17 protein-coding genes are annotated in these 23055 nt (G+C 73.5%); 7 read left to right on the top strand and 10 right to left on the bottom strand.

The annotated features are described in order from the left end of the window. Window positions 1-38 precede the first annotated feature (38 nt). Both ACFT5B_RS16285 and ACFT5B_RS16280 read left to right on the top strand, forming a co-directional pair. Window positions 39-458, top strand: a complete 420-nt coding sequence (locus ACFT5B_RS16285; protein WP_386800114.1) for a TIGR03668 family PPOX class F420-dependent oxidoreductase — start codon at window positions 39-41, stop codon at window positions 456-458. 58 nt (window positions 459-516) lie between these two features. Further along, entirely contained in the window at window positions 517-1656 is a 1140-nt protein-coding gene (locus tag ACFT5B_RS16280) for a glutamate--cysteine ligase (RefSeq protein ID WP_386800112.1), read from the top strand. A 113-nt stretch (window positions 1657-1769) separates the two neighbouring features. Here ACFT5B_RS16280 and ACFT5B_RS16275 read toward each other — a convergent pair whose 3' ends face one another. From ACFT5B_RS16275 to dxs, 6 genes are all read right to left on the bottom strand, one after another. Then, window positions 1770-2489 (bottom strand): GNAT family N-acetyltransferase, encoded by a 720-nt coding sequence (locus ACFT5B_RS16275; protein WP_386800110.1) that lies wholly within the window; start codon window positions 2487-2489, stop codon window positions 1770-1772. Window positions 2490-2675: 186 nt separating this feature from the next. Further along, complete coding sequence (pflA, locus tag ACFT5B_RS16270; RefSeq protein WP_386800108.1) at window positions 2676-3491, bottom strand: pyruvate formate-lyase-activating protein; 816 nt, start codon at window positions 3489-3491, stop codon at window positions 2676-2678. Next, window positions 3491-5782, bottom strand: a complete 2292-nt coding sequence (gene pflB, locus ACFT5B_RS16265) for a formate C-acetyltransferase (protein ID WP_386800106.1) — start codon at window positions 5780-5782, stop codon at window positions 3491-3493. Before pflB ends, pflA begins: the two co-directional genes overlap by 1 nt. Window positions 5783-6005: 223 nt before the next feature. Beyond that, entirely contained in the window at window positions 6006-6554 is a 549-nt protein-coding gene (locus tag ACFT5B_RS16260; protein ID WP_386800104.1) for a DUF1697 domain-containing protein, read from the bottom strand. Window positions 6555-6574: 20 nt separating this feature from the next. After that, window positions 6575-7228 carry an HAD family hydrolase gene (locus ACFT5B_RS16255; RefSeq protein ID WP_386800102.1) on the bottom strand — a complete coding sequence of 218 codons (654 nt, stop codon included), beginning with the start codon at window positions 7226-7228 and terminating at the stop codon, window positions 6575-6577. A gap of 61 nt (window positions 7229-7289) precedes the next feature. Beyond that, window positions 7290-9179, bottom strand: coding sequence for a 1-deoxy-D-xylulose-5-phosphate synthase (dxs, locus tag ACFT5B_RS16250; RefSeq protein ID WP_386800100.1), 1890 nt, complete (start codon window positions 9177-9179; stop codon window positions 7290-7292). A 167-nt stretch (window positions 9180-9346) separates the two neighbouring features. On the opposite strand from dxs, the gene ACFT5B_RS16245 reads away from it, so the two are divergent. Genes ACFT5B_RS16245 through ACFT5B_RS16235 form a run of 3 tightly spaced genes read left to right on the top strand, consistent with a single transcriptional unit; the run spans window position 9347 to window position 12480 of the window. Then, the gene (locus ACFT5B_RS16245) at window positions 9347-10819 is read left to right on the top strand and encodes a GuaB1 family IMP dehydrogenase-related protein (protein WP_386800098.1); all 1473 of its coding nucleotides are present in this window, start codon (window positions 9347-9349) and stop codon (window positions 10817-10819) included. After that, entirely contained in the window at window positions 10816-11511 is a 696-nt protein-coding gene (locus ACFT5B_RS16240; protein ID WP_386800096.1) for an NUDIX hydrolase, read from the top strand. Before ACFT5B_RS16245 ends, ACFT5B_RS16240 begins: the two co-directional genes overlap by 4 nt. A 57-nt stretch (window positions 11512-11568) precedes the next feature. Next, a complete protein-coding gene (locus tag ACFT5B_RS16235) occupies window positions 11569-12480 on the top strand; it encodes a phosphotransferase (protein WP_386800094.1) in 912 nt (303 codons plus the stop codon). A gap of 96 nt (window positions 12481-12576) precedes the next feature. On the opposite strand, the gene acnA is transcribed toward ACFT5B_RS16235, so the two are convergent. Both acnA and ACFT5B_RS16225 read right to left on the bottom strand, forming a co-directional pair. Next, window positions 12577-15318, bottom strand: a complete 2742-nt coding sequence (gene acnA, locus ACFT5B_RS16230) for an aconitate hydratase AcnA (protein ID WP_386800092.1) — start codon at window positions 15316-15318, stop codon at window positions 12577-12579. Window positions 15319-15452: 134 nt separating this feature from the next. After that, window positions 15453-17963, bottom strand: coding sequence for an HAD-IC family P-type ATPase (locus tag ACFT5B_RS16225; protein WP_386800090.1), 2511 nt, complete (start codon window positions 17961-17963; stop codon window positions 15453-15455). Window positions 17964-18098: 135 nt separating this feature from the next. Here ACFT5B_RS16225 and ACFT5B_RS16220 point away from each other — a divergent pair, with 135 nt between their 5' ends. Continuing rightward, window positions 18099-18332, top strand: a complete 234-nt coding sequence (locus tag ACFT5B_RS16220; RefSeq protein WP_386800088.1) for a helix-turn-helix domain-containing protein — start codon at window positions 18099-18101, stop codon at window positions 18330-18332. Further along, window positions 18329-19627, top strand: coding sequence for a HipA domain-containing protein (locus ACFT5B_RS16215; protein ID WP_386800086.1), 1299 nt, complete (start codon window positions 18329-18331; stop codon window positions 19625-19627). The genes ACFT5B_RS16220 and ACFT5B_RS16215 overlap by 4 nt, the downstream gene beginning before the upstream one ends. On the opposite strand, the gene ACFT5B_RS16210 is transcribed toward ACFT5B_RS16215, so the two are convergent. Further along, window positions 19611-20954 (bottom strand): class I SAM-dependent RNA methyltransferase, encoded by a 1344-nt coding sequence (locus ACFT5B_RS16210; RefSeq protein WP_386800084.1) that lies wholly within the window; start codon window positions 20952-20954, stop codon window positions 19611-19613. The genes ACFT5B_RS16215 and ACFT5B_RS16210 overlap by 17 nt on opposite strands. Before the next feature lie 8 nt (window positions 20955-20962). Then, window positions 20963-22966, bottom strand: a complete 2004-nt coding sequence (locus ACFT5B_RS16205; RefSeq protein WP_386800082.1) for an APC family permease — start codon at window positions 22964-22966, stop codon at window positions 20963-20965. Between the last annotated feature and the right edge of the window lie 89 nt (window positions 22967-23055).

Below are 23055 nucleotides of genomic sequence, written 5' to 3'. Positions count from 1 at the left end.
GGGTGCGGGCGCCGTCGTCATGGGACCAGAATCCGAGCATGCGACTCGACGAAGCCACCTGCCGCGCACGGCTCGCCGACGCCCGCCACGCCCACCTCGCGACCACCGGCGCCGACGCCCGCCCGCACGTCGTCCCCGTGACCTTCGCGCTCCTCGGCGACGACCTGGTCACCGCCGTCGACCAGAAGCCCAAGACCACCCCACGGCTCCGGCGGCTCGCGAACATCTCCGAGAACCCCCGCGTCGCCGTGCTCGCCGACCGGTACGACGACGACTGGACCCGCCTGTGGTGGGTCCGCGCCGACGGGACCGCCCACCTCGAGCACCACGGACCCGAGTTCGACGCGGCGCTCGCGGCCCTCGCCGAGCGCTACCCGCAGTACCGCGATGACCCGCCCCGCGGCCCGGTCGTCCGGGTGCGGGTCGAGCGCTGGGCCGGGTGGGCGTTCGCGGGCTGAACCGCAGCCCTTCGCGTCTCGGCGCGCGACGGTACGCGGCCGACCGCAGAATGCTCGGATGCGGACCGTCGGGGTGGAAGAGGAGTACCTGCTCGTCGACGACGAGGGGGTGCCCGTAGCCGTCGCGCCGGCGGCGCTCGCGCTCGGGGGCGACCCGGTCCCGGTCGGAGGCATCGACGAGCTCCCGGCGGGCTCCAGGGACGACGAGCCGGCCGAGGAGATCCCGGGCGGGGAGCTGGAGGCCGAGCTCAAGCAGCAGCAGCTCGAGACGTCGACCCCGCCGTGCCACGATCTCGAGTCGCTGGCCGCCGAGCTGCGCGAGGGGCGTGCTCGCGCCGGACGCGCGGCCGGACGCGCCGGTGCTCACGCGGTCGCTGTCGCCACGTCGCCGCTGCCGTTCGACTCGACCGTCACGCCGGACCGGCGCTACCGCCGCATGACCGCCCTCTTCGGCCTCACCGCGCGCGAGCAGCTCACGTGCGGGTGTCACGTCCACGTCGCGGTCGACTCCCCGGACGAGGGTGTGCTCGCCATCGACCGGATCGGCGTCTGGCTCCCCGTGCTCCTCGCGCTCAGTGCCAACTCGCCGTTCTGGAACGGTGAGGAGAGCCACTACGCGAGCTACCGTCACCAGGTCTGGAACCGGTGGCCGAGCGCCGGGCCGACGCAGCCGTTCGGCACGGCGTCGGCCTACCGCGAGGCCGTGGACGCGCTCGTCGCGACGGGGACCATCCTGGACGAGGGGATGGTCTACTTCGACGCGCGACTGTCGGCCCGGTACCCGACCGTCGAGATCCGCGTCGCCGACGTGTGCCTCGACCTCGAGGACGCCGTCCTGGTCGCGGCCCTGGCGCGTGCGCTCGTGGAGACGGCCGTGAACGACGCACTGGACGGCGTCCCGGCGCCCGACGTGCGCACCGAGCTGCGACGCGCGGCCGCATGGCGAGCCAGCCGGTCCGGCGTCCGGGCCGAGCTCCTGAGCCCGACGACATTCCTTCCCGTGCCCGCGGCCGACGCCGTCGCGGAGCTCGTCGAGCACACGCGCGACGCGCTCGAGGCCGCGGGCGATCTCGAGCGCGTCGCGGCTCGCCTCGAACGCGTGCTCAGCGAGGGCACGGGAGCCGACACCCAACGGCGCTGGCGCGCCGAGGGACTCGAGGGACTCGTCGAGAAGGCGGCCCTGCGCACCTTCGCGTGAGCCCGCGAGGTATGCGGGCGGCCGGTCTACTTCGCGAGGTATGCGGGCGGCCGGTCTACTTCGCGAGGTATGCGGGCGGCCGGTCTACTTCGCGAGGCAGACCAGCGGCCGGCCTACCCCACGGGGTCCGTGGGGGCGTCGAGGCCGAGGAACCGGCGCACGGGCTCGACGCCGTGCAGCTGGACGTCCGGCCGGTCGGCCTGCGCCTCCCACACCTCGCGCGTGAGCCGGTAGCGGTTGCTCTCGACCGGCTTTCCCTCGCGCGCGACGACGTCGACGCCGTTCGGCTCGTAGCCGATGCGCCGCGTCACGCCGTTCGACGGCGCGTTGTCGGCGAAGGCGGACGTCGTGACCTCGTGCGCGTCGAGACCGGCGAACAGCAGGTGCAGGATCACCCGTCGCATGCGGGTGCCGACGCCCTGGCCGTGGAACCGCAGCCCGAGCCACGACCCGGTCTCCGCGGTGCGGGTGACGGCGAACTTTCCCGCGTAGAAGCCCTGGATGCCGAGCACCTCGCCGTCGCGCACGACCGCGAGCTCGATGCCCAGCTTGTCGGGCGACGCCTCGGCCCGGTTGCGCCACTGGTAGGCGGCGACCGAGCGTGCGACCTCGAGCGGGGTGCCGCGCGTCCAGGGGGTCAGGAACGGCATCGCGTCGGGCTCGTGGACGCCCTGCCCGGCCAGGACCGCCAGCCGCAGCAGCAGGTCGTCGTCCAGGTAGCGGAGCTCCAGGTCGCCGCTCACGACGCGCAGCCCTGCGAACGGCCAGATCTCGTCGGCCGTGAGCGCGGCGGGCGTCTCGGAGGGGGCGGGCGGTGCGGCGGGCGGCGTCATGCGCCGACGCTGCCAGCCCGACCTGGGCCGAAGCAAGCGGAATGCCCGCGTCGGATCCGCGTCAGCGCACCCACGGAGCAAGCGCCGACGCGACGGTCCCGACGTTGTCGAGCCTCGTGTTGCCGTCCACGCGTGCACGGTTCTGCACCGCGGAGAGCATCAGGGCTGCGGCCTTCGTGTCGAGCGTCAGTAGGTCCTCAGACCGTGGGCGCGGAACTGCTCGCGCACCCGCTCGGTCAGCTCCGCCGACGGCGGCTCTGTGTCCTCGAGCTCGTACGTCCGGCCGAGCGCGTGCCACTTGTCGCGGCCCATCTGGTGGAACGGCAGCACCTCGACCCGCTCCACGGTGCCGGGGCGGATCCGCTCGAGTCCGGCGGCGTAGGCGGCGACCCGCTCGACGTTGTCGACGGCGTCCGTCAGCCCGGGGACGAGGACGAACCGCAGCCACACGCGCGTGCCGTGCGCCGCGAGCCGGCGCCCGAACACGAGCGTCGGCTCGAGGTCCCGCCCGGTCACACGGCGGTACGTCTCGGGGTCGCCGGACTTCACGTCGAGCAGCACGAGGTCGGTGTCGTCGAGCATCGCGTCCGTCGCGTGCGCCCCGAGGAAGCCGGACGTGTCGAGCGCCGTGTGCACGCCCAGCTCCTTGGCCCCGCGCAGGACGCGCGCCGCGAACGCCGGCTGCATGAGCACCTCGCCGCCCGACAGGGTCAACCGTCCCCCGGTCGCCCGGAACACCGGCACGTAGCGCGCCACGCGGGCGAGGACCTCGTCCGCCGTCACCGGACGCCCGTCCTTCATGGCGAGCGTGTCGGGGTTGTGGCAGTACAGGCAGCGCAGCGGGCAGCCGCTGAGGAACACCGTGAGGCGCGTCCCTGGTCCGTCCACGGCCGTCACGAGCTCCCACGAGTGGACGGAGCCGAGCTCGCCCGCCCGCATCGCGGCGAGCCGCTCGGAGCGGTCCAGGCCGTCCGCGACCGCGACGCCGGCGAGGGTGCTCATCAGACTGCGCCGTGGAAGGTGCGCGACAGCACGTCGAGCTGCTGCTCGCGCGTGAGCCGGACGAAGTTCACCGCGTACCCCGAGACCCGGATGGTGAGCTGCGGGTAGTTCTCGGGATGGTCCATCGCGTCGAGGAGCGTCTCGCGGTTCAGCACGTTGACGTTCATGTGGTAGCCCTCGGACCCGAAGTAGGCGTCCAGGAGACCCGCGAGGTTCGTGACCTGCTCGCTCTTCTCCCTGCCCAGCCCGGCCGGCACCACGGTGTTCGTCAGCGAGATGCCGTCCTGGGCGTCGTCGTACGGGAGCTTCGCGACCGACAGGGCCGACGCGAGCATGCCGTGCGTGTCCCGGCCGTTCATCGGGTTCGCCCCCGGGGCGAACGGCTCGCCCGCCCGGCGGCCGTCGGGCGTGTTCCCCGTCGCCTTCCCGTACACGACGTTCGACGTGATCGTCAGCACCGACTGCGTCGGCACCGCGTCGCGGTACGTCGGGTGCCGGCGGACCTTCGCCATGAACGTCTCGACCAGCCAGGTCGCGATCGAGTCCGCGCGGTCGTCGTCGTTGCCGTACGTCGGGAAGTCGCCGTCGACCAGGTAGTCCACGACGATGCCGCGCCCGTCCCGCACCGGGGTGACCTGCGCGTGCTTGATCGCGGACAGCGAGTCCGCGGCGACGGACAGCCCGGCGATGCCGCAGGCCATCGTCCGCAGCACGTCCTTGTCGTGCAACGACATCTCCAGCCGCTCGTACGCGTACCGGTCGTGCGACCAGTGGATGCAGTTGAGCGCCTCCACGTACGTCGCCGCCAGCCAGTCCAGCGTCGCGTCGAACCGCGCCAGCACGTCGTCGTAGTCGAGCACGCCGTCTCCGACGGGGGCGCTCGCCGGCGCGACCTGCGTGCCGCTCACCTCGTCCTTGCCACCGTTGATCGCGTAGAGCAGGGCCTTGGCGACGTTGACGCGCGCGCCGAAGAACTGCATCTGCTTGCCGATCCGCATGGGCGACACGCAGCACGCGATGCCGGCGTCGTCGCCCCAGTGGGCGCGGATCGTGTCGTCCGACTCGTACTGGACGGCCGACGTGTCGATCGAGACCTGCGCGCAGAACTCCTTGAAGCCCTGGGGCAGGCTGGGCGTCCAGAACACCGTCATGTTCGGCTCGGGCGCCGGGCCCAGATTGTAGAGCGTCTGGAGGAAGCGGAACGAGTTCTTCGTGACGAGCGTGCGCCCGTCCTCCCCCATGCCGCCGATCGTCTCGGTGACCCACGTCGGGTCGCCCGAGAAGAGCGCGTCGTACTCCGGGGTGCGGAGGAAGCGCACGATGCGCAGCTTGATGACGAAGTCGTCGACGAGCTCCTGCGCCTGCTCCTCGGTGAGGATCCCCGCGTCGAGGTCCCGCTGGAGGTAGACGTCGAGGAACGTCGACGTCCGGCCGAGCGACATCGCGGCGCCGTTCTGCTCCTTCACCGCGGCGAGGTACGCCAGGTACAGCCACTGGACCGCCTCGTGCGCGTTCGCTGCAGGGCGCCGCACGTCGCACCCGTACGACGCCGCCATCTCGACCAGCTCGCCGAGCGCGCGGAGCTGCTCGGCGTTCTCCTCGCGGTCGCGCAGAACGGCCTCGGTCGCGGGCTGCATGTCCATCGCGACCCGGTCGACCTTCTTGACGGCGACCAGCGCGTCGACGCCGTAGAGCGCGACGCGGCGGTAGTCGCCGATGATCCGGCCGCGGCCGTACGCGTCGGGCAGGCCGGTGACGATGTGCGACGACCGCGCCGCACGGACCGACGGCGGGTAGACGTCGAACACCCCCTGGTTGTGCGTCTTCCGGTACTCCGTGAAGACCTTTCGCAGCACGGGGTCGACCGGGTAGCCGTAGGTCTCGAGCGCGCCCTCGACCATCCGCCAGCCGCCGTTCGGCATGATCGCGCGCTTCAGCGGGGCGTCCGTCTGCAGGCCGACGACGAGCTCGTGCTCGCGGTCGATGTAGCCGGGCGCGTGCGCGGTGATCGTCGAGGGGGTCGTGGCGTCGACGTCGTAGACGCCCTTCTCGCGCTCCTCGGGGAACATCGCGGTGAGGCGGCCCCAGAGCGCGGTCGTGCGCTCCGTCGGGCCGGCGAGGAACGCTCCGTCGCCTTCGTACGGGGTGTAGTTGCGCTGGATGAAGTCACGGACGTCGATGCCGTCCCGCCACGGTCCGTCGACGAAGCTCTCCCACGCCGGCTCGTGCGCGGTGTCCGCGCTCCCCCGCTGCGGCAGGTGCTGAGGGACCGGGGCGGCGTTCAGGGTCATGGTGTCCGTCGATTCCGTAGACCGGAGCGGAACCTGGTCGTCCGCTCGCTGAATCCAGCCTAGGAGCCGCGTTCAGGCAAAGCCAAGGTCAAGTCTGGTCTGGTCGATCACGTCGTCGGGGCGGGCAACGGTGTGGCGCAGGCCATTCGTACGCCCGGTGGTCACGACCGCTTGGCACATTATTTTTGACAGGAGATCCGTCGTGGCGCGATGATCGGGTCCCTCAGCCGAGCAGCCGGCGGAGCGTGCGGACGTTGCGCGTGGTCGTCGTCGCCTTGTAGCGAGCCTTCGAGGACAGCTTGGAGAACGGGGCGTCCAGCGTGCCTCCCCGCGGCACCTGCCAGTAGACGACCCCCTCCCCTCCCCCGACAGGGTCGGTCTCCGGGTCCAGGCCGAGCGCGTCCACCCCGGCCAGCAGCTCGTCGAGGACCGCGGGCTCGGAGACGAAGGTCACGTAGTCGTGCCAGCCGTCGCGGGAGTCCCACGGGAACGCGTCCACGACCGCCGCAAGGTCCCGCTGCGGCACGAGGACCACCCAGGCGTCGTAGCCGAACCGCTCCCCCAGGCCCGCCTCGATCCGCCGCTTCGCCTCCGCGACGGGCTCGTCCGTGCCGTCGACCACGACGTTCCCGCTCGCGAGAACCGTCCGGACCCCCGTGAAGCCGAGCCCCTCGACGCAGGCCCGCAGGTCGGCCGAGCGGATCGTCACCCCGCCCACGTTCACCCCGCGAAGGAGCACCACCCAGCGGTCGTCGGCCTCGCTCGTCGCCATGCCGGACATCCTGCCCGACGTCACCGACCCAGAGTGGCAGCCAGCCCGATCGCCTCGCGTGTCGTCGCCGCGACGACGTCGGGACGGTCCCCGCCCGCCCACGACCGGCCGTGGGAGATCCACGCCGTCCGGACGCCGGCCGCACGGCCCGCCAGCACGTCGGCGTGCGCGGCGTCGCCCACCATCCACACCCGGTCACGGTCGGCGCCGGTGGCACCGAGGCGTTCGAGCGCGATCTCGAGGAGGCGCGGGTCCGGCTTGGCGACGCCCTCCTCGTCCGAGACGACGATCACGTCCACCCGCTCCTCCAGCCCGCACCGCGCGACCTTCGCGCGCTGCTGCGCGGACGTCCCGTTCGTCACGACGGCCACGCGGTGCCCCGCGCCGCGGAGCTCCTCGAGCAGCTCCGGCACTCCGTCGTAGAGGCGCACCCGGTCGATGATCCCGGCACGGAACCGGGTGATCGCTCCGGGCACGTCGTCGTCCCAGCCGAGCCGGTCGACGAGCAGGCGCCCGAGCGCCTCCTTGGAGCCGTGCCCGTCCTGGTCGACCTCGAGGATCTCCGCGAGGACGTCGGGGGACGCCCCGGCCTCGGCGATCGCCGACTCCGCCCACGACGCGAACGCGTCGGTGCGACCCGCCAGGGTGTTGTCGAGGTCGAGCAACCAGATCATGACCGGAGGCTACCGACCCACGGAGCCCGGGTGCCGGGGCGTCCGCGCCCGCAGGGGACGCTCAGCCCTCGCGGCCCAGCGCCGCGAGCGCGTCGGCGGCGACGTCGGCCGGGCCGAGCCGGTACGTCGCGACGATCTCCTCGCGGCTCGCGTGGTCGACGAAGGTCGTGGGCAGGCCCAACGTGAGCATGCGCGCCGGGTGACCCTCGGCCGTGAGCCGCTCCCCCAGGAGCGCGCCGACACCGCCCTCCGCGAGCCCGTCCTCGATGGTCACCACGAGGTCCGCCTCGCCCGCGAGCTTCACGAGCGCCGACGGCATCGGGAGGACCCAGGTCGGGGCGGCGACGGTCGCCCGGACGCCGTGCTCCCCGAGCAGGCGCGCCGCCTCGAGAGCCGTGCCCACCATGGCCCCCACGCCGACGAGGAGCACGTGCGGCCCCTCTCCCGCTGCGTCGGGCCCCGTGCGCGCGACGACGTCCACGTCGTCGAGGCGGTCGATCGCGGGGACGTCCGGGCCGAGCGAGCCCTTGGGGTACCGCACGACCGTCGGCGCGTCGTCGACGTCGACCGCGGTGCGGAGCGCCTCGCGCAGCGTCGCCTCGTCGCGCGGGGCGGCGAGCCGCAGCCCCGGGACCAGGCGGAGCATCGCGAGGTCCCACATGCCGTGGTGGCTCGGACCGTCGGGGCCGGTGATGCCCGCCCGGTCGAGGACGAACGTCACGCCCGCACGGTGCAGCGCGACGTCCATGAGGACCTGGTCGAAGGCCCGGTTGAGGAACGTCGCGTAGAGCGCGACCACGGGGTGCAGGCCCGCGAAGGCCATGCCCGCGGCGGACGTGACCGCGTGCTGCTCGGCGATCCCCACGTCGACCGTGCGCCCCGGGAACTCGCGCGAGAACGGCAGCAGGCCGACGGGCTCGAGCATCGCGCCCGTGATCGCGACGACGTCGGGACGGCGGCGCCCGATCTGCACGAGCTCGTCGGCGAACACCTTGGTCCAGCCGAACCGGGACGGCGCGATGGGCAGCCCGGTCTCCGGGTGGATCGCGCCGATCGCGTGGAAGCGGTCGGCGACGTCCTGCTCGGCAGGCGTGTAGCCGCGCCCCTTCTCGGTGATCGCGTGGACGATCACCGGGCCGCCGAAGGCCTTCGCCTGGCGCAGCGCCCGCTCGACCGCCTGCTCGTCGTGCCCGTCGACCGGGCCGATGTACTTGAGCCCGAGGTCCTCGAACATGCCCTGCGGCGCGACGACGTCCTTGATGCCCTTCTTCAGCCCGTGCAGCCACTCGTACGCGAAGCGTCCGGGCGGGCCGGAGCGGTTGAGCGTCCGCTTGCCCCACGACAGGAAGCTCTCGTAGCCGTCGGTCGTGCGCAGCGTGTCGAGGTGGTGCGCCATGCCGCCGATCGTCGGCGAGTACGACCGCCCGTTGTCGTTGACCACGATCACGAGGCGGCGGTCTGCGGCCGCGGAGATGTTGTTGATGGCCTCCCACGCCATGCCGCCCGTGAGCGCGCCGTCCCCGATCACCGCGACGACGGTCCGGTCGTCCAGCCCGCGCACCGTGTTCGCGCGGGCGATCCCGTCCGCCCAGCTCAGCGAGGTCGACGCGTGGGAGTTCTCCACGACGTCGTGCTCGGACTCGGCGCGGCTGGGGTAGCCCGCGAGGCCGCTCCTCTGCCGCAGCGTCGAGAAGTCCCGACGGCCGGTCAGCAGCTTGTGCACGTACGACTGGTGGCCCGTGTCGAAGACGAACGTGTCGCGCGGCGAGCTGAACACCCGGTGCATCGCGAGCGTGAGCTCGACGACCCCGAGGTTCGGGCCCAGGTGGCCGCCGGTGCGCGAGACCGCCTGGACGAGGAAGTCGCGGATCTCCGCCGCGAGCTGCCGCAGCTGCGCCGGGGTCAGCGCGTCCAGGTCCCGTGGTCCCGAGATCTGCTCCAGCAGCCCCATCGGCGCCCTTCCTCTCGTCGTGCCGGCCGGGGCGTCCCGGCCATCGGTCGAGTCTACGCGGCGCCGTCGTCGGCCCCCGTGACCGGGGCGTGCGCGTCCTGGGCACACCGTGTGCGGCGTGACGCACACCACGTGCCGCGCGGCCCCGCGACCCTAGACTTGACGGCATGCGTTTCCTCCCCGGGCAGACCCCGACGACCGACCTCACGTACGGCGACGTCTTCCTCGTCCCGTCCCGCTCGGACGTCGCGTCCCGTTTCGACGTCGACCTGTCGAGCAGCGACGGCACGGGCACGACGATCCCGATCGTCGTCGCGAACATGACGGCCGTCGCGGGCCGCCGGATGGCGGAGACGGTGGCGCGTCGCGGCGGGCTCGTCGTGATCCCCCAGGACATCCCGGTCGACGTCGTCGCCGACGTCGTGGCGGACGTGAAGTCGAAGGACCCGGTCGTCGAGTCGACCGTCGTCGTCGCCCCCGGTGACACCGTCCAGACGGCGCTGTCGTTGCTCGGCAAGCGGAGCCACGGCGCCGCCGTCGTCGTCCAGGACGGCCGCCCGGTCGGCGTCGTCGCGACGGCCGACTGCCAGGGCGTCGACCTGTTCACGCAGGTGCACGAGGTGATGACGCCCGACCCCACCACGCTCGACGTGAGCGAGGTCGGCGCGCTCGGTCCTGACGGCCGCGCCGACGCGGGTGCGCTCGAGAAGGCGTTCACGCTCCTGCACGAGCGCCGCCACCACCTCGCGCCGGTCGTGCGCGACGGGCGGCTCGTGGGCGTCCTCACGCAGAAGGGCGCGCTCCGCTCGTCGGTGTACGCGCCCGCGGTCGACGCCGCCGGGCACCTGCGCGTCGCGGCCGCCGTCGGGATCAACGGCGACGTCGCCGGCAAGACCCGCGCGCTGCTGGACGCGGGCATCGACACGCTCGTCGTCGACACCGCGCACGGGCACCAGGTCAAGATGCTCCAGGCGCTCGACGCCGTGCGCAGCGTCTCCCCCGACGTGCCCGTGGTCGCGGGGAACGTCGTGACGGCCGACGGCGTGCGCGACCTCGTCGCGGCCGGCGCCGACATCCTCAAGGTGGGCGTGGGCCCGGGCGCGATGTGCACGACGCGGATGATGACCGGCGTCGGGCGCCCGCAGTTCTCGGCGGTCCTCGAGTGCGCGGCGGCCGCGCGCGAGCTCGGCAAGCACGTCTGGGCCGACGGCGGCGTCCGGCACCCGCGCGACGTCGCGCTCGCGCTCGCCGCGGGCGCGTCGCAGGTCATGATCGGCTCCTGGTTCGCGGGGACGCACGAGTCCCCGGGCGACCTGCACGACGACGGCACGGGCCGTCTCTACAAGGACTCGTTCGGCATGGCGTCCGCGCGCGCGGTGGCGGCCCGGACCGCGGGCGGCTCGCCGTTCGACCGGGCACGCAAGGGCCTGTACGAGGAAGGCATCTCGACGGGCCGCATGTACCTCGACGCGCGCCGCCCGGGCGTGGAGGACCTGCTGGACGAGATCACGTCGGGCGTGCGCAGCTCGTTCACGTACGCGGGCGCGTCGACGATCGAGGAGTACTTCGAGCGCGCGGTCGTCGGGGTGCAGTCCGCCGCCGGGTACGCGGAGGGCGCGCCGGTCCCGGAGAGCTGGTGACCGCCCCCGCGACGGCGCACGCGCAGCTCGCCGCCGTCACCGAGGGCGACCACGCCTGGGCGACCTCGTGGCGGTACGCCATCGGCACGATGGACCCCGCCCGCACGCGCGACGCCGCGGTGCTCGTGCTGTTCGGGGTGCTCGACGCGATCCCGGCGACGCACCGGACGGACGCGGTCGCGCGCGATCTCGACGTCCTCCTCCTCGCCCGCGCGGCCACGCTCGGGCAGCACGCGGGCCAGGTCGCGTTCCCGGGCGGTCGCGTCGACCCCCGCGACGACGGCCCCGTCGCTGCCGCGCTGCGCGAGGCCGTCGAGGAGACCGGCCTCGACGCGACGGGCGTCGAGGTGCTCGGCACCTTCCCGCCGCTCCCCGTGCCGGTGAGCAACCACCTGGTCACGCCCGTGCTCGGCTGGTGGGCGACGCCGACGCCCGTGCGGGTCGTGGACGTGGCCGAGTCCGCGCACGTCTTCCGGGTGCCCGTCGCCGACCTCGTCGACCCGGAGAACCGGCGGACCGTCGTCGCGCGCCGGGGCACCCGCGCCTACCGCGGCCCCGGGTTCCTCGCGCGAGCCGACGGCCGCGAGCATCTCGTCTGGGGCTTCACCGCGGGTATCCTCGACGCTCTGCTGGACCGCCTCGGCTGGGCCGAGCCGTGGGACACGGGCCGCACGCTCGACCTCCCGCTCTGAGGTCCGCCCCGCACGATCAGCACGACCCACATCCGCACCCACTCCAGGAGGTCCGGCGTGCGCGCCGACGTCGACGTCACGACCGAGCTCGCTCTCGCCCTGCTCGAGGCGCAGCACCCCGACCTCCTCGAGCTCGCGGACGAGCGGCTCGAGGTCGCCGCGAACGGGTGGGACAACGTCGTGATGCGGCTCGGCGACGAGCTCGCCCTGCGCCTCCCGCGCCGCGAGGCCGCCGCGCACCTCGTCGAGCACGAGCAGGCGGTGCTGCCGCTGCTCGCGCCGCGGCTCCCCGTGCCGGTCCCGGCACCGGTCCGGGTCGGCCGCCCGGACCCCGCGCTCACGTATCCGTACGCGTGGAGCGTCGTGCCGTGGTTCGACGGCGAGACGGCCGCCCGCACGCCGGTCGCGCGGCGCACCGCCTGGGCGCCCGCACTCGGGCGCGCCCTGGCCGCGCTGCACGTCCCGGCGCCGTCGGACGTGCCCGTGAACCCGTTCCGCGGTGTCCCGCTGGCCGACCGCGCAGCGGGTTTCACGGAGCGGCTCGGCCGCGCCGACGCCGATTCCCGCCCGGTGCTCGAGGGCGCCTGGGCTGCGGGGCTCGCCGCACCCGTGCACGACGGCGCTGCCGTCTGGCTGCACGGCGACCCGCACCCGGGCAACGTCGTCGTCGGGGTCGGGGCGGCGGACGGCGAGGACGCCCTGGCGGCTCTCGTCGACTTCGGCGACGTGACGGGCGGTGACCCGGCGTCGGACCTCGCGACGGCATGGCTGTCGTTCGACGCCGCGGGCCACGACGCCTTCCGGTCGGCGTACGCGGCAGCGGGCGGCACCACGGACGAGGCCACCTGGACCCGGGCCCGCGCGTGCGCGGCGAGCCTCGCGCTCGCGCTGCTCGCCTTCCCGGACGACCACCCGCTCATGGCCGAGGTGGGACGGCACGCCGTCGAGCGGCTCGGCGCCGGTGCCTGACGCCGACCGCGCTGCGCCCGCGCGCTGCGCCGTCCGGGGACGACGACGGCCGGGCCGACCCGAAGGTCGACCCGGCCGTCGTCGTGCCGGTGCAGGTCAGTGCACGAGCGAGCGCAGCACGTACTGCAGGATGCCGCCGTTGCGGTAGTAGTCCGCCTCCCCGGGCGTGTCGATGCGGACGACCGCGTCGAACTCGACGGTGGTGCCGTCGCCCTTGGTGGCGGTCACGTGGACGGTCCGCGGGGTCGAGCCCTCGTTGAGCGCCGTGATCCCGGCGATGTCGAAGGTCTCGGTGCCGTCGAGGCCGAGCGACCCGGCGTCCTCACCCTCCGGGAACTGCAGCGGGAGGACGCCCATGCCGATGAGGTTCGAGCGGTGGATGCGCTCGAAGCTCTCGGTGATGACGGCCTTCACGCCGAGCAGCGCGGTGCCCTTGGCGGCCCAGTCACGGCTCGAGCCCGAGCCGTACTCCTTGCCGCCGAGGATGACGAGCGGGGTGCCCTGCGCCGCGTAGTCCTGCGCCGCGTCGTAGATGGTGTCCTGGGCGCCCTTCACGAAGTTGTACGTGAAGCCGCCCTCGACGCCGTCGAGCAGCTGGTTCTTCAGGCGGATGTTCGCGAACGTGCCGCGGATCATGACCTCGTGGTTCCCGCGGCGCGAGCCGTAGGAGTTGAAGTCCTTGCGCTCGATTCCGTGCTCCGTGAGGTAGCGGCCGGCCGGGCTGTCCGGCTTGATCGCACCCGCGGGGCTGATGTGGTCCGTCGTGACCGAGTCGCCGAGCTTCGCGAGCACGCGGGCACCCGCGATGTCGGAGACGGGCTCCGGCTCGAGACCCATGCCCTCGAAGTACGGGGGCTTGCGCACGTAGGTCGAGGAGTCCTCCCACTCGAAGACCGAGCCCTCGGGCGTGGGCAGGCCCTGCCAGCGCTCGTCGCCCGCGAACACGTTCGCGTAGTCGGCGGTGAACATGTCCCGGTCGATCGACGAGTCGATCGCAGCCTGGACCTCGTCCGCGGTCGGCCAGATGTCCGCGAGGAAGATCGGCTTGCCGTCGGCGTCGCGGCCGAGCGGGTCGGACTCGAAGTCGAAGTCCATGGTCCCGGCGAGCGCGTACGCGATCACCAGGGGCGGCGACGCGAGGTAGTTCATCTTCACGTCGGGGTTGATGCGGCCCTCGAAGTTGCGGTTGCCCGAGAGGACCGAGACGACGGCGAGGTCGTGCTCGTTGACCGCGGCCGACACGTTCTCGTCGAGCGGGCCCGAGTTGCCGATGCACGTGGTGCAGCCGTAGCCGACCAGGTTGAAGCCCAGCTTGTCGAGGTAGGGCCACAGGCCGGCCTTCTCGTAGTAGCCGGTGACGACCTGCGAGCCGGGGGCGGTCGACGTCTTGACCCACGGCTTGGACGTGAGGCCCTTCTCGACCGCGTTCTTGGCGAGCAGGCCCGCCGCCATCATGACCGACGGGTTCGACGTGTTGGTGCACGACGTGATCGACGCGATCGCGACGGCGCCGTGGAACAGCTCGAAGCTGTTGCCGCGCGTGTCCGTGACGGGCACGAGCCGGGTCACGCTCGACGCGATGGCGGGCGAGTCGGAGGCGGGGAACGACTCCTCCTCGGCCTCGTCGACGCCGTTGCCGACCTCGGGCGCGTAGACCGGGAGGTCACGCTGGAACTGCTCCTTGGCCCGCGACAGCTCGATGCGGTCCTGCGGGCGCTTCGGGCCGGCGATCGACGGGACGACCGTCGCCAGGTCGAGCTCGAGGTACTCCGAGAAGACCGGCTCGCGCGACGGGTCGTGCCACAGGCCCTGCTCCTTGGTGTACGCCTCGACGAGCGCGACCTGCTCGTCCGAGCGGCCCGTGAGACGCAGGTAGTCGAGCGTGATGTCGTCGATCGGGAAGATCGCCGCCGTCGAGCCGAACTCGGGGCTCATGTTCCCGATCGTGGCGCGGTTCGCGAGCGGGACCTGGGAGACGCCCTCGCCGTAGAACTCGACGAACTTGCCGACCACGCCGTGCGCGCGCAGCTGCTGCGTGATGGTGAGCACGACGTCCGTGGCGGTCACGCCCGCCGGGATCGAGCCGGTGAGCTTGAAGCCGACGACGCGCGGGATGAGCATCGAGACGGGCTGGCCGAGCATGGCCGCCTCGGCCTCGATCCCGCCGACGCCCCAGCCGAGCACGCCGAGGCCGTTGACCATCGTCGTGTGCGAGTCGGTGCCGACGCAGGTGTCGGGGTAGGCGCGCAGGACGCCGTCGACCTCACGGGTCATCACCGTGCGCGCCAGGTACTCGATGTTGACCTGGTGCACGATGCCGGTGCCCGGGGGGACGACCTTGAAGTCGTCGAACGCCGTCTGGCCCCAGCGCAGGAACTGGTAGCGCTCGCGGTTGCGGTCGTACTCGATGTCGACGTTGCGCTCGAACGCGCCGGCCGTGCCGAAGACGTCGATCTGGACCGAGTGGTCGATGACGAGCTCGGCCGGGGCGAGCGGGTTGATGCGCTGCGCGTCGCCACCGAGCTCGGCGACGGCCTCGCGCATGGTCGCCAGGTCGACGACGCAGGGCACGCCGGTGAAGTCCTGCATGATCACGCGGGCCGGCGTGAACTGGATCTCCGTGTCGGGCTGCGCGTCCGGGTCCCACCCGGCGAGCGCGCGCACGTGGTCGGCGGTGATGTTGGCACCGTCCTCGGTGCGCAGGAGGTTCTCGGCGAGGACCTTCAGGCTGTACGGCAGGCGTGCGAGGCCCTCGACGGCGGAAAGCCGGAAGATCTCGTAGTCCTGGTCACCGACGGTGAGGGTTCCCTTCGACCCGAACGTGTCGACGCTGCTCACGGTGCAACTCCTGTCTGCTGGCGAGGGGTGGCGGGCGGTCGCGCCGTCGTGGCGCACGGCCTGCCGGGGGCATTTCGGGGCATGAATGGGGGCTTTCGTTCAGCCTACGCCAGCATACCGTAGATATCTTGACGTCAAGATATTGCGGGGTGACGCGCCCGTGAACCGATGAGGCGGAACGCGATCTCGATCAGCGCCCAGCCCACGACGGCCACCACCGCGGCCAGCGTGAGCTGCCCGGCGTCCAGCACCTCGAGCGCGAAGAAGTCGCGCGCGAACGGGATCGCCCACGCCCCCGCCGCGCACGCCGCCATCGCGATCACGAGCCAGAACCGCCAGCTCCGACCGTGCTGCCACGGCCGCGCCGCGATCCCGAGGACCCAGAGCGCGAGCGCGAGCAGCACGAGCGTCGCCACCGACCGCGCCTCGACGGTCGGGTCTCCCTGGGCCCGCGAGACGAGGTAGGCGGTCAGGACGCCAGCGCCGATCACCACCCCCGACGGGATCGCGTAGGTGAGCACGCGCCGCAGGAAGCCGGGCACGTACCGCGTGTCGTTGGGCGGCAGCGCGAGGAAGAACGCCGGGATGCCGATCGTGAGCGAGCTGACGATCGTGAGGTGGCGCGGCAGGAACGGGTACGGCACGGCGAGCAGCACGACGGCCACCGCGAGCAGCGCGGCGTACGTCGTCTTGGTGAGGAACAGGCCCGCGACGCGTTCCATGTTCGCCATGACGCGCCGCCCCTGCCCGACGACGCCGGGCAGCGTCGAGAAGCGCCCGTCGACCAGGACGAGGCGTGCGACGGCCTTGGTGGCCGGCGCGCCGTTGCCCATGGCGATGCCGAGGTCGGCGTCCTTGAGCGCGAGCGCGTCGTTGACGCCGTCGCCGGTCATCGCGACCACGTGCCCGCGCGACTGGAGCGCGTGGACGATCGCGCGCTTCTGCTCGGGCCGCACGCGCCCGTAGACGCCGTGCTCGTCGAGGACCTCGGCGAGCGCGGCGAGCTGCTCGGGGTCGGGCTTGCCGTCGACGTCCGCGACCGCGGGGAGCTGCCGCGCGTCGTACCCGGCGAGCGGGGCGTCGCCCTGGTCGGGTCCGCCGGACCGCACCCCCGTGGCGATCGCGCCGACCGTCTCGGGGTCGTCGCCGGAGATCACGATGGTGCGGACGCCCTGCTGGTGGAAGTACGCGAGGGTCTGCTCGGCGTCGGGGCGCACGTGCTCGCCGAGCACGCACACGACGGCGGGGACGAGGTCGCGCGGCAGCGGGTGGTCCGGGTCCGGCAGGCCGGCGGGGGCCTCGGCGAGCAGGACGACGCGCGCGCCCTCCCCCGCGGCGGACCGCACGACCGCGAGCGTGTCGCGCGCGGCGTCGTCGTCGCGGCCGCCGAGGAGGATGTCGGGTCCGCCGAGGACGTAGGCGTGCTCCGCGGTGCGGACGGCCGACCACTTGCGCGCCGACGAGAACGGGACGGCGTCCGTCGCGGTCGCGGGCGCCTGGTCGATGCCCTCCCCCGCGGCGAGCGCGGTCGCGTTGGCGCCGGGGTCGGCCGCGAGGGCCGCGAGGACGCCGAGGGCACCGTCGACCCGGGACGCCCGCGCTGCGTCGTCGGCGCCGTCGCCCGGCAGGACGACGTGGCGGTCGCGGAGCCCGATGGTCCCGTCGGTGATGGTGCCGGTCTTGTCGAGGCAGAGGACGTCCACGCGCGCGAGCACCTCGACGGCGGGCAGCTCCTGGACGAGCACGCCCTGCCGGGCGAGGAGGATCGCGGCCAGCGCGAAGTTGAGCGACGTGAGGAGCACGAGGCCCTCGGGGATCATCCCGACGACGCCCGCGACGGCCGCGACGACGGCGTCGCGCCACGCGCCCGAGCTGACGGACTCGCTCAAGCCGCCGGTCGCGCGGAGCTGGGACCACGCGAGGAGCAGCGCGATGGGGACGATCGCGACCGAGACGACCGCGAGGACCTTGTTGATCCCGTCGCGGAGCTCGGAGCGGGCGACCGAGAACCGCCGCGCCTCGGTGGCGATGCGCTGGGCGTAGGAGTCGGCGCCGACTGCCGTCACGTGGACGGAGGCGCTGCCCGCGACGACGACCGAGCCGGACAGGACGTCGTCGCCGACCTGCTTGCGCACCGACCGGGACTCGCCGGTGAGCATCGACTCGTCGATCTCGAGGCCCGCGACCTCGAGGACGCTGCCGTCCGCGGGGACCTGGTCGCCCGTCGCGAGCAGCAGGACGTCGTCGAGGACGATCTCGGCGAGGGAGACCTCCACCTCCCGGGCGCCGTCGGCGCCCGAGCGCCGGACGCGGGCGGGCGACTCGGTGAGCAGGGACAGGTGGTCGAGGGTGCGCTTGGCACGGTATTCCGTGACGATGCCGATGCCCGCGTTGACGACCATGACGACGGCGAAGACGGCGTCGGGCCAGCTGCCGGTGGCCAGGACGAGGGCGGCGGCGATGGCGAGGATGAGGTTGAAGAGGGTGAAGACGTTGGCGCGGAGGATGGCGCCGAGGCTGCGGGAGCTGGCGCGTCTGACGTGGTTGACGTGGCCGGCTGCGACGCGTTCGGCGACCTGGGCGTCGGTGAGGGGTGCGGGGGTGGTGAGGGTGCCGGCGGGGGTGGCGTCGGCGAGGGGCGTCATGAGGGGGAGCCTAGCGGAGCGAGGGTCCGGTTGTGCGGTTATCGTGACACCCGACGGATGTGCTGATATTCTCACTTCGAGTTGTTGTCACGATATCCGCACACGGCCGCGCGTACCCGTCCCCCAGGAGGAGCCATGACCGACCGTCCGCCCGAGTGGGCCTTCGTCACGCGCGCGAGCGACCTGGGCGACTTTCTGCGGCGGCGCCGCGTGCAGCGCGGGCTGACGCAGGCCGAGCTCGCCGAGGAGCTGGGGATCACACGCCGGTACCTGGTGGAGATCGAGCAGGGGAAGCCGAGCCTGTACACCGACCGGCTGTTCGCGCTGCTGCGGGAGCTCGACGTGGTGCTGCGCGTGGAGGCGTCGTGACGGCGGACGGGCGCGCGACCGAGCTGGACGTGTGGCTGTACGGCGTCCGGGTCGCGACCGTGCGCCCGGCGCCCCGGGGCCGCGGCGGGATCGAGGTCGCGTGGTCGGACGACGCGCTCGGCCGGTGGGGGGTCGGGTCGCGGGTGCTGTCGCAGCTCCTCCCCCTCGGGACGCCGACGGGCTCGCACCCGGCGCGGGTGCGGGTCTGGCTCGAGGGGCTGCTGCCCGAGGGGCGGGCGCGCGCGTCGATGGCGCGCGAGCACCGCATCGACCCCGACGACACGCTCGCGTTCCTCGCGGTGTACGGGCGGGACACCGCGGGGGCCGTCGTCCTGGTCCCCGCGGGCGACCCCGACCCCGCGACGACCGCGCGCACCGAGCCCATCGACGAGGCGGGCATCGCGGCGATGCTGCGGCAGGCGGCGACGCACGGCGCGAACGCGGACCGGCTCGACTCGCTGACGTCCCTCGCGGGGATGGAGCCGAAGATCGCGCTCGCGCGGACGACCGACGGGTGGGCACGCGTGCGCGACGGCGCCGCGTCGACGCACATCCTCAAGCTGTCGCGCCCCCCGGGGACGGCGACGTCCGACCTCGTGGACACCGAGGCCGCCGCCCTGGACCTCGCGCGGCGGGTCGGGCTGACCACCGTGGAGGCGCACGTCGAGCTGTTCGAGGACCAGCGCGCGCTCGTGGTCTCGCGGTTCGACCGCACCCCGGGCGAGAGGGCCGCGGGCGCCGTCGGGCGCCTGCACCAGGAGGACCTCGCGCAGGCCCTGGGGATCGCGACCACCGATCCGGACCGCAAGTTCCAGCGCGGACGGGCCACCCCGTCCTACGCGGACGCGGCGCGCGTCCTCACGGACGGCGGCGCCACCCCGGACGCGCTGCTGCGGCTCGTGACGTTCACGGTGGTCGTCGGGAACACCGACGCGCACGCGAAGAACCACGCGTTCGTGCGCTCCCCCGACGGAGCGCGGGCGAGCCTCGCGCCCGCGTACGACGTCTCCATGCACCTGCACTCCCCCGCGTCGTCCGGCCGGCTCGCGCTCGACGTCGACGGGACCGACGAGGTGCGGTCCGTGGGAGCGGACCGGCTGGTCGCGGAAGGGCGCGCGTGGGGCCTGCCCGCCCGCCGGGCGACGCGCGTGGTCACCGAGACCCTGGAGCGCACCGTCGCCGCGCTCGAGGCCGTCGACCGCGAGCGCCATCCGGGCGTCTCGGGGGCGGCGTGGGCGGTGGTGGACGGGCGGGCGCGGGAGCTCGCGGCCCAGGCGGTCAGTCTCGGCGTGTGAGCGTCGCGACTGCTTCGAGGTGGTGGGTCATGGGGAACAGGTCGAATGCGCGCAGGGCCGTGAGGTCGTACCCGTGCCCGGCGAAGAGCGCGACGTCGCGGGCGAGGGCCGCGGGGTCGCAGGCCACGTAGACGACGGTGCGCGGGCCGAGGTGGGCGACCTGTTCCACGACGACGCGCCCGGCGCCGACGCGCGGCGGGTCGAGCACGACGGCGTCCGCGTGCGCGAGGCCCCCGCTGCTGCCGGCGGCGGCGCGCAGGCCTGCGAGGACGTGGTCGACGGGTCCGGCGTGGAGCTCGACGTGGGGGCGTTCGTGCAGGGCGCGGCGTGCGTCCTTCACGGCGCGTGGTGAGCCCTCCACGGACACGACGCGTCCTGCGGAGCCTGCGGCGTCCACGGCGTCGGACAGCGGCAGGGTGAACAGGCCTGCCCCGGCGTACAGGTCGAGGACCGTGCCCCCGGCCACGCCGCCCGCGGTGTCGAGGGCGCCGAGGACGGCGTCGACGAGGACGGCGGGCGCCTCGCGGTGGACCTGCCAGAACCCGTCGCCGGCGAGCCGGTGGGTCCAGGTCGCGCCGCCGACGGTCACGGTCTCGGTGACGGTGCGGCGGGCGTTGGGGCGGCGGTCGGCGCGGCCGGCGTGCCAGGTGAGGCCGTCCGCGAGGAGGAGGGGCACGGCGCCCGGCGCTGCGGGGGCGACGAGCTCGAGCCGCGTGCCCGGTTCCCACCGGCGGGTGAAGACGTGCTCGTCGTCCGCGAGCGCCAGGACGGTTTCGGTGGCGAGGGGCATGGGGCCGCCGGGGGCGGCGGGGTCGAGGGCGAGGACGTCGTGGGTGCGGTAGCGGTGCATGCCGGCGCGGCCGTCGGGGCCGGCGACGAGCTCGATGCGGGTGCGCCAGTGCAGGCCGTGGCGGGTGTCGTCGCCGGGGGCTGCCTCGACGGGGACGGGTCCGTGGGGCAGGTCGTCGGGGCTGAGGTGGGCGAGGCGCTGGAGCTGTTCGGCGAGGACGGCGGCCTTCCAGCGGTGCTGGCCGTCGAGGGAGACGTGGGCGAGCTCTCCGCCGCCGACGCCGCCGGGTCCTGCGGCGGGCCAGGCGTCGGGGACGCGGTCGGGTGAGGGTTCGAGGACCTGGACGGCGTCGGCGCGCCAGAACCGGGCGGTCTCGCCGGTCTCGGTGAGGCGGGCGAGGACTCGTTCGCCGGGGAGGGTGTGGCGGACGAAGACGACGCGGCCGTCGGTGCGGGCGACGCAGTGGCCGCCGTGCGCGACGGGTCCGACGGTGAGCTCGACGAGCTCGGCGACGGAGGTGGTGGGGTTGGTCGGCATGTCGTCCTTCACCTGCGGTGGAGCCAGGTCGCGCCGACCCGGGTGTTCTCGAGGCCGGTGTGGCCTTCGCTGGACTCGAGCTGCCAGGGCACGGACGCGACGACGACGCCGGGGGTGAACAGGAGGCGCCCCTTGAGGCGCAGCGCGGACTGGTTGTGCAGGAGCTGTTCCCACCAGTGCCCGACGACGTACTCGGGGATGTAGACGACGACGAGGTCGCGGGGCGACTCGCGGCGCACGGACCGGACGTACTGCAGGACGGGCCGGGTGATCTCGCGGAACGGGGAGTCGAGGACGCGGAGCGGGAGGGGGAGGTCGAGCTCGTCCCACTCGGCGGTCAGGGCGGCGACTTCCTCGGCGTGCACGCCGACGGTCACGGCCTCGAGGACCGAGGGCCGGGACGCGCGCGCGTAGGAGATGGCGCGCATCGCGGGCTTGTGGAGCTTGGAGATGAGGACGATCGCGTGGACGCGGCTCGGCAGCGCGCGGGCGGACGCGGCGTCGTCGAGCGCGAGCTCGTGCGAGACGGACTCGTAGTGGCGGCGGATGCCGCGCATGAGCGTGTAGAGCACGGCCATGGCGAGGATCGCGATCCAGGCGCCGTGCGTGAACTTCGTGGCCAGGACGATGAGGAGGACGACGCCCGTGAGGCCGAAGCCGAAGCCGTTGACCATGCGGGAGCGGATCATCCGCTTGCGTGCGGCTCCGTCGGTCTCGGTGCGCAGCTTGCGGGTCCAGTGCCGGACCATGCCGAGCTGGGAGAGCGTGAAGGACACGAACACGCCCACGATGTAGAGCTGGATGAGGCGGGTGACGGTCGCGTCGAACGCGATGATCAGCGCGATCGCGCCGAGCGCGAGGACGATGATCCCGTTGGAGAACGCGAGCCGGTCGCCGCGGGTGTCGAGCTGGCGGGGCAGGTAGCCGTCCTTGGCGAGGATCGACCCGAGGACGGGGAACCCGTTGAACGCCGTGTTGGCCGCGAGGACCAGGATGACGCCGGTCGCCGCGGACACGATGTAGAACGCCACCGGCAGCCCGGAGAACACGGACTGCGCGAGCTGCCCGATCACCGGGTGCTGCACGTAGTCCGCGGCGACCGCGTGCCCGTCGTCGCGCAGCTGGGTCGCCGGGTCCTCCACGTACTTCGCGCCGATGTCCCGGGCCAGGACGAGGATCGCGAGGATCATCGCGGCCGAGATCGCGCCGAGGAGCGCGAGGGTCGTGGCCGCGTTCTTCGACTTGGGCTTGCGGAACGCCGGGACGCCGTTGCTGATGGCCTCCACGCCCGTGAGGGCCGCACACCCGGACGCGAACGCGCGCGCCACGAGGAACGCCCCGCCGAGCCCCACGAGGCCGTTGGACAGGTTGTCCGACGCGACGATGTCGAAGCCCGCGGACTCGGCGTCCGGCAGGCCGGTGGTCAGGAAGCGCGCGAACCCGACCACCGCGGTCACGCCGATCGCCGCCATGAAGAAGTACACGGGGATCGCGAAGAACCGGCCCGACTCCTTGACGCCGCGCAGGTTCGCGACCGCCAGCAGCACCACGATCGCGATCGCGAACGGCACCTCGTGGCCCCGCAGCGCGGGGATCGCGGACGCCGCGTACTGGGTGCCCGACGAGATCGACACCGCGACCGTGAGGACGTAGTCGACCATGAGCGCCGACGCCACGGACAGGCCCGCGCCGGGGCCCAGGTTCGTCGTCGCGACCTCGTAGTCGCCGCCGCCCGACGGGTACGCGCGCACGTTCTGCCGGTAGGACGCCACGACCGTCACGAGCACCACGACCACCGCCACGCCCACCCACGGCGAGATGGTCGTCGCGGTGAACCCGGCGAGGGCCAGCGTCAGCAGGATCTCGTCCGGCGCGTACGCCACGGACGAGAGCGCGTCGGACGCGAACACGGGCAGCGCGAGGCGCTTGGGCAGGAGCGTGTGGCCCAGGCGGTCGCTGCGGACGGGACGCCCCAGCAGGAGCCGTTTGGCGGCGTCGGCGAGATCAGACACGAGGCACCATGCTACGCGTGCGCCCGCAGGCGTGACCGGCGAACCACCGGGCCCTCACCTGCGCTGCGGCGAGCACCGGGGCCGACACC

The organism is Luteimicrobium sp. NPDC057192, assembly GCF_042670205.1.
Classification (GTDB): domain Bacteria; phylum Actinomycetota; class Actinomycetes; order Actinomycetales; family Cellulomonadaceae; genus Luteimicrobium.
This window is presented reverse-complemented; position numbering and strand designations above follow the sequence as displayed.

Coding starts and splice junctions, on each gene's coding strand:
- ACFT5B_RS16260 (WP_386800104.1), bottom strand. CDS start 6,554: ATGGCGACGAGCGAGGCCGACGACCGCTGGGTGGTGCTCCTTCGCGGG.
- ACFT5B_RS16220 (WP_386800088.1), top strand. CDS start 18,099: ATGACCGACCGTCCGCCCGAGTGGGCCTTCGTCACGCGCGCGAGCGAC.
- ACFT5B_RS16245 (WP_386800098.1), top strand. CDS start 9,347: ATGCGTTTCCTCCCCGGGCAGACCCCGACGACCGACCTCACGTACGGC.
- ACFT5B_RS16255 (WP_386800102.1), bottom strand. CDS start 7,228: ATGATCTGGTTGCTCGACCTCGACAACACCCTGGCGGGTCGCACCGAC.
- ACFT5B_RS16275 (WP_386800110.1), bottom strand. CDS start 2,489: ATGACGCCGCCCGCCGCACCGCCCGCCCCCTCCGAGACGCCCGCCGCG.
- ACFT5B_RS16210 (WP_386800084.1), bottom strand. CDS start 20,954: ATGCCGACCAACCCCACCACCTCCGTCGCCGAGCTCGTCGAGCTCACC.
- dxs (WP_386800100.1), bottom strand. CDS start 9,179: ATGGGGCTGCTGGAGCAGATCTCGGGACCACGGGACCTGGACGCGCTG.
- pflA (WP_386800108.1), bottom strand. CDS start 3,491: ATGAGCACCCTCGCCGGCGTCGCGGTCGCGGACGGCCTGGACCGCTCC.
- ACFT5B_RS16280 (WP_386800112.1), top strand. CDS start 517: ATGCGGACCGTCGGGGTGGAAGAGGAGTACCTGCTCGTCGACGACGAG.
- pflB (WP_386800106.1), bottom strand. CDS start 5,782: ATGACCCTGAACGCCGCCCCGGTCCCTCAGCACCTGCCGCAGCGGGGG.
- ACFT5B_RS16225 (WP_386800090.1), bottom strand. CDS start 17,963: ATGACGCCCCTCGCCGACGCCACCCCCGCCGGCACCCTCACCACCCCC.
- ACFT5B_RS16285 (WP_386800114.1), top strand. CDS start 39: ATGCGACTCGACGAAGCCACCTGCCGCGCACGGCTCGCCGACGCCCGC.